The 5,534-nt window shown below is 63.0% G+C and carries 5 protein-coding genes; 1 reads left to right on the top strand and 4 read right to left on the bottom strand.

Features of this window, described 5'->3' with window-relative positions:
* Positions 1 to 575: 575 nt before the first annotated feature.
* Positions 576 to 1,367, top strand: coding sequence for an isocitrate lyase/phosphoenolpyruvate mutase family protein (locus tag LQV16_RS22715; protein ID WP_229996104.1), 792 nt, complete (start codon positions 576 to 578; stop codon positions 1,365 to 1,367).
* 546 nt (positions 1,368 to 1,913) lie between these two features.
* Here LQV16_RS22715 and hemB read toward each other — a convergent pair.
* The 4 genes from hemB to LQV16_RS22730 all read right to left on the bottom strand — a co-directional run bounded on the left by hemB (position 1,914) and on the right by LQV16_RS22730 (position 5,030).
* Complete coding sequence (gene hemB / locus LQV16_RS22720) at positions 1,914 to 2,894, bottom strand: porphobilinogen synthase (RefSeq protein ID WP_229996105.1); 981 nt, start codon at positions 2,892 to 2,894, stop codon at positions 1,914 to 1,916.
* A gap of 134 nt (positions 2,895 to 3,028) precedes the next feature.
* Positions 3,029 to 3,157, bottom strand: coding sequence for a hypothetical protein (locus tag LQV16_RS23615; protein ID WP_290369415.1), 129 nt, complete (start codon positions 3,155 to 3,157; stop codon positions 3,029 to 3,031).
* Positions 3,158 to 3,478: 321 nt separating this feature from the next.
* Positions 3,479 to 3,649, bottom strand: a complete 171-nt coding sequence (locus LQV16_RS22725) for a hypothetical protein (RefSeq protein WP_229996106.1) — start codon at positions 3,647 to 3,649, stop codon at positions 3,479 to 3,481.
* A 172-nt stretch (positions 3,650 to 3,821) separates the two neighbouring features.
* The gene (locus LQV16_RS22730) at positions 3,822 to 5,030 is read right to left on the bottom strand and encodes an alpha/beta hydrolase (RefSeq protein WP_229996107.1); all 1,209 of its coding nucleotides are present in this window, start codon (positions 5,028 to 5,030) and stop codon (positions 3,822 to 3,824) included.
* Positions 5,031 to 5,534 lie beyond the last annotated feature (504 nt).

The raw sequence follows: 5,534 nt of genomic DNA on the forward strand, positions 1-5,534 counted from the left end.
TACTGGCCTCCCCCCGGAAACATGCGGAATCCGGCCCGATCCGACCCACCTACGACGCAGTCCGAAGCCCAAAGTGTGTACTTTGTACACACTTTCTTTTTGCCACATTCCAGGCAACCCAAAGCGCTGAGTAGGAACCAGCGAAACGGCCAGCCAACAATGCTGAACTAAAGTTCGCGACTTCCATGAACCAACCGGCTGGTGTAGGCGCCGAAGCCGTCCACGAGACGATGGCTGTCCCGCCTCAAATATCGTGAAGCAGGCCGCACCGAAATCTTGGCGTTGCCACAATCTGGACGAGACCGGATGAGGCCTGTTCGCTCTTCCACAAGCCAAAGTCAGGAATCCGGCCACGCCTCTGCGGATCAGGTGCCTGCGACGGATTCTCCCTAGCCCTCGACAGCTGCCACGACCGGTTTCGACGCCTTCGTCGATGAGGACGTTCCCATCCCGCAGGAACGCGACCCGTTCCGCCTCAATTACGAATAGGTCCGGGAAGGATGATTCGTTGCACCGCCCCGCCGCGTTTATAGACTGAACGGGGATTCACCTACTTCGGCTGGCAGGGGATGGGAATGAAAACGGCCACTTTCCGGGAACTCCACCACACTGTGGTGCCACTCCTGCTGCCCAATGCGTGGGACCTCGGATCCGCCTTGGCATTTGCGACAGCAGGATTCCCGGCCGTCGGCACCACCAGCTTTGGAATTGCGGCAAGTGCCGGCCTGCCCGACGGAGGCCGGTCCAGCAAGGCGGTCACCGCCGCACTGGCGGCGCAGCTGTGCCGCCTGCCTGTCCACGTCACGGCTGACATCGAGGACGGCTACTCCGATGACCCCGCCGAGGTTGCGGAACTTGTGGCCCAACTGGCTGCCCTGGGCGTGGCCGGGGTCAACCTGGAGGACAGCACCGCCGGGCACCTGGTCGATCCAGCAGCCTTTGCCGACAAAGTTGCCGCCGTCAACCGACGCAGCCCTACTATGTTCATCAACGCCCGCGTGGACAACATATGGTTCGGCGAACAACCCACTGTCGATGCCGTCCTGCTCCGTGCCTGTGCCTACGCCGACGCCGGAGCGGACGGCATCTTTGTCCCCGGACTTGTGGATCCGGAGGACATCCGGATCGTCACCGCTGGCATGGGGCTGCCGGTCAACGTGCTGGCACATCCCTCCCTGACCGTTGCCGAGCTGGGTGAGCTGGGGGTCCGGCGGGTGAGTTCCGGCTCCCTGCCGTACCGCGCAGCAATTGACGCGGCGGTGAACGTGGCCAACGCCCTACGTGACGGCAAACCAGTGCCGGCCGCCACTCCGTACTGGGAAATGCAATCGCGTCTCGTGTCATTCAGCCAGCCCCACACGGACTAACCGCCGTCAGTGCCACCCCGTCTACTCCCTACGACCGCAGATGCCACGGAGCTCAGTAACCCCACGGTCAGGTCCGGGATCGTGGCAGCAACAGATGAAATCCTGCGCCGCAATTACCCGTTCGTGGCCAGCCACCATACGCTGACCCGGGAGGGCGAATGGTGCCTGCGGGTTCGCGCGCGAGCCCGATGTGAAGGACAAAGACCCGGAAGATGACCTGGTTCACGGTGCGGGCCCGCACATCAGCAGACGTGCTGCGCCCCTGTGCACTTACAGGTCGCCGCGTCCTCCCCGGAGCACCTGCGCTGCCATGTAGCGGGCACGCTGCCGACGCGAATCCGAGCACAGCACAAGCGGTCTCAGCCGGTGCTGGTGCGGGATGGCCACAGAGCCCGCACCGTGGGGATCCGGCGTGACTCAGAAAGGAATAGGCAGCCGCCGCCCCTCCGGCGGGCGCTGCACTCAGGCGGCTAGGCCCCTGAGGCCGTGCCACAGCCCCATCTGCCGTGGACCGGTATTCGGGCCGGATTGTCCCGTCGCCGCCCATCACGCTGCCTTCAGCCAGGTCGCGACCTCTGATGCCCAGTAGGTAAGCACCATGTCCGCCCCAGCACGCTTAGTTCCAAGCAGCGACTCCAGGACCGCTCCGCGGCGGTCGATCCAGCCGTTCGCGGCCGCAGCTTCGATCATCGCGTACTCACCCGAGATCTGATAAGCCGCGACCGGCACGGGGCTGGTCTGGGCTACGTCGGCCAGGATGTCCAGATAACTCATCGCGGGTTTGACGATCACGATGTCGGCGCCTTCTTCGACGTCGAGTTTGACCTCGGTCAGCGCTTCACGGCGGTTCCCCGCGTCCATCTGGTAGGTTCTCCTGTCCCCCGTAAGCCGGGAATCGACAGCCTCCCTGAAGGGACCATAAAACGCTGACGCGTACTTCGCTGCGTACGCCATCACCGCAGTGTTCGTGTGGCCCGCGCTCTCCAGCGCCCGGCGGATGGCTCCGGTGCCGCCGTCCATCATCCCTGACGGCGCCACGATGTGGGCGCCGGCGTCGGCCTGGGCGATGGCCATCTGGCCATAGATTTCCAGGGTCTTGTCATTGTCCACGTATCCGTTGGCGTCGAGGACGCCGCAGTGCCCGTGATCGGTGAACTCGTCCAGACACAGGTCGCTCATCACGACAAGGTCGTCGCCCACTTCTGCCCGGACGTCGCGTATGGCTGCGTTCAGGACACCTTCAGGGTCCAGGGCGGCGGAGCCGGCATGGTCGCGGTGAGCGGGGATTCCGAAGAGCATAATGCCGCCCAGTTCCTGTTCGGCAGCCTGCGCGGCAGCCCGCTTCAGGGAGTCTGCGGTGTGTTGCACGACGCCGGGCATGGATCCGATCGGTGCCGGCTCGGTGAGGGCTTCGCGGATGAAGACCGGAAGGATGAGATCCGAGGTGGCCAGCCGATGCTCCGTTACGAGACGTCTGATGGCCACTGTGGTGCGGAGGCGACGGGGTCGTGTCTGGGGAAAGGTCATGTCTGTCCTTTTTCTCGTGGTGGGGGTCGTCCCCGTGAATCGCGGAAAACACCGGGCATAGACAAGCTGTCCCCACTGCTGTGGGGCGCGGTGAGGACAGCTTGGGGCAAGGCGGTGAAGGCCGACGGTGGCGGCTATGACTGTCCGATTGCTTCGACGAACCCGATAATTTGTGGGATGACAATCTCCGGAGCCTCCAGGATGTTGCTGTGGCCGATCCGGTCGAGCCGCACGAGTTTGGCATTGGGGAGCCCGTCGGCCATTTCGTCGCACCACACCGGGGGGCCGGTGCTGATCTTCCTCGCCCGAGACGATGAGCACAGGGATGCCTAATTCCGGGAGAAGGGGCAGCGAGTTGCGCCTTTCAATCACGCCTTTCATGGCCGGCAACAGGCTCTTGGGGAGCGAGGCAATCCGCTTACGCCACAGGTCAAGCATGTCAGCTTGTGGGGATCTGACTGTGTCGTTTTCCCCGACCATCGAGGAAGAGCGAGCGGAGGCACAGGATCGTCGGCAGGCTGGACTCGCCGGTATCTTCGACGTGCAGAGTCGTACCGTTTACGGCAATGCGTGAAGCTGTCACGTTATGGCCTCTCAAAAGTGATTCCTGTGATCGGCGAGTCCGATGGAGTCACGCGAACGGCGTTGATGCCGTCGGACTTCAGGAAGAGTGCCCGCCCGAAGAACGTGCCCTGGACCAGCCAAAGGGCAGAACCATCCGGCATCACGCCGTCGACGCTTCCGGCGGCTATCATTCATCCGGCGTCCTTTCCAGGCAGATGGACTGCCGAGTCAAGCGGCCGTTTTCACGGGCATGAGTGAGGCCGCTCCCAAGCGCAGCCGGGACGGCTTTTGCGGCTTCCGGCGAATGCAGAAACGTGGGCCTGCGGGCGAGTCTCACCTCGCCCGCAGGCCCGGCGCATGTGCCTATTTGTAGTCGTTCCTGTGCAGGAAGGAGCGAACGGCTTCGTTGTACTCGTAGGGATTCTCGATCATCGGGTAGTGCCCGGTGCCGGCGAGTACCGCGATTTCGCTGCCTTCGATGTGCGATTGTGTCGAGTTGACTTGATCGGGATAGACCAGCCAGTCAGCGTCCCCCGCCAGCAAGAGGACCGGAGCCGTGACCTTGTGCATCTGGTCCCGGACATCGAATCCCGCGTAACCTGTGAGGTCTGCAGCGGCGACTTTGGCGGTGTTGCGCTGGATCTGCCACACGACTTCCTCTGCCCGGTCTTCGGGGGTCCGGTCGCCGGTGAGGGACTGGGACCAGCATTCGAGGATCTGCTGCCCGTCGACCTTGAGCATGTCCAGGAAGAACTCGGACACTGTCGGAGTGTAGTCGGCGCCCTCGGACGAGATGATCGCGGAGTAGGCGTCAGGCCGGCGGGCGCCCAGTTCCAGAACCATATTTCCGGCCATGGAACAGCCGACGATAGCCGGCTTCTCCAGGCCCAAGGCGTCGATCAGCGCCTCGTTGAATTCCGCGTGGCGGGTCAGGCTTTCGAACGGGCCGTCTTCAGGAACGAGGGTTTTGCAGTGGCCGGGTGCGTCCACTGCAATGACGCGGTATTCGTCCGAGAGGCCCTCCAGCACATGGCGGTACATCAGGCTGTCCTGGCTTGCGGCATGGAAGCAGATGAGGGCGGGACCTTCGCCAGCCTCCTCATAGTAGGTGCGGATGCCGTTGACATCGATGTATCGTCCGATAATTTCCTTGCCGGACGGCCGTGGGGCCGGGGACGGTTCCGGGCGGGGGCTTGCTTCCTTGCCCACTCGCTTCATGGCCTCCAGCAGCAGCCACATGACCTTGATGTTCCTCATCGCGAGGACGGCGTCACCACCGAGAGTAATCTCGCCCAGCCCGGGCGATGTCCCGCGGTACCAGTCCGTTTCTCCACTGACTACTCGTTCCCATTCGGCACGTGGAGCGCTGATGATAATGTCGGCACCCCTGGCCGAGGACCCGTCTGTAACGCCGGCAACCTTGCCCCCGCGAATGTCCAACGAGGCAGAGCCCTCCTCGTAATGAAATTGGATCCGAGCCTCGAACCACTTGGCGGCTTCGGACCAGCGCACGTCGGCGTTCAACTCCTCGCCCAGCAGCTCCCACCATTTTCCAGAAAGTGTTTCAGTCATCATTTCTCCTTGATTCGGATAGGACTGGCCCGTTAGGGCCACCATCGGCCCGTCCCGAGTGTCAGTCCTGCTTTGTGTTGAGGCCCCAGGTCTCCGAACCTCGTCGCTGGGGTATCGAAGTGTCCTCAATGGCCCTCAGGCCTAAGCTGAGTGGTTCACATCACAAATTTTAGACTTTGGATACGATTCACGCAAGTCTTGGGGGCTGCTTCGCCATTTGACCGGATATCGCCTGCTGAATGTATCCAATCGCTGCTTAAGCCCTTAGTCGGCGGACCTACATAACCCCCGCCTCGATCCAGTGGCCAACGAAGCCTTGGTGCCGGCGTGGAGTCGCGGCATCCGCAATACCTTCCGGTGGCGAGGCTTGACCCGCGGATCGCGATGGCTGCACCCGAATGGGACTCCAGAAATGGGGGTCTCCTCTCTGGAGTAATCGCAATGGCTGCGCACTCTACTCACGGCCAGATGCGAGGATGCCCCCCACTGCCGGGCCCGCCGTGG

This window comes from Arthrobacter sp. Bi26, assembly GCF_918697925.1.
Lineage (GTDB): Bacteria > Actinomycetota > Actinomycetes > Actinomycetales > Micrococcaceae > Arthrobacter.

Excerpts from the sequence above, each read along its gene's own strand:
- LQV16_RS22715 (WP_229996104.1), top strand. The coding sequence starts at position 576 with ATGAAAACGGCCACTTTCCGGGAACTCCACCACACTGTGGTGCCACTC.
- hemB (WP_229996105.1), bottom strand. The coding sequence starts at position 2,894 with ATGACCTTTCCCCAGACACGACCCCGTCGCCTCCGCACCACAGTGGCC.
- LQV16_RS23615 (WP_290369415.1), bottom strand. The coding sequence starts at position 3,157 with ATGGCCGACGGGCTCCCCAATGCCAAACTCGTGCGGCTCGACCGGATC.
- LQV16_RS22725 (WP_229996106.1), bottom strand. The coding sequence starts at position 3,649 with ATGATAGCCGCCGGAAGCGTCGACGGCGTGATGCCGGATGGTTCTGCC.
- LQV16_RS22730 (WP_229996107.1), bottom strand. The coding sequence starts at position 5,030 with ATGACTGAAACACTTTCTGGAAAATGGTGGGAGCTGCTGGGCGAGGAG.